This is a genomic window from Capnocytophaga canis, assembly GCF_000827555.1.
Lineage (GTDB): Bacteria > Bacteroidota > Bacteroidia > Flavobacteriales > Flavobacteriaceae > Capnocytophaga > Capnocytophaga canis.
The window spans coordinates 1-298 of the sequence record NZ_CDOI01000094.1 but is presented as its reverse complement, the minus strand read 5'-3'; the positions used below and the strand labels follow the sequence as shown (position 1 = coordinate 298).

Annotated in this window: 1 protein-coding gene; it reads left to right on the top strand. The window is 43.0% G+C overall.

Annotation, left to right across the window (positions count from 1 at the left end):
* Positions 1-77: 77 nt before the first annotated feature.
* Positions 78-298 (top strand): hypothetical protein (locus CCAND38_RS02805; protein WP_042343749.1); only part of this gene is annotated, 221 nt, incomplete at its 3' end.

The following is a 298-nucleotide window of genomic DNA, read 5'->3' as shown; positions in this document are numbered from 1 at the left end:
CCAACACGCCATCAGGTACGTACACAGGTACTTATACGATTTGTGATAGAGTGAATACGAGCAACTGTACAAGCACTATGGTAACTATAGTAGTTACAGCTGTAACAATCCCTACGGTAGTCACCGCTACTGATGATGTAGTCACTGTAACGACCACTCAAAGTGGAACTGTAGTTAACGTGTTGGATAATGATAAAATTGGCACGAACACACCAACAACATCTGATGTAACGATAACTGTAACGTCAACCCCAACGGGAACAATCGTACCGAACTTAGACCCATCGACAGGAAATGT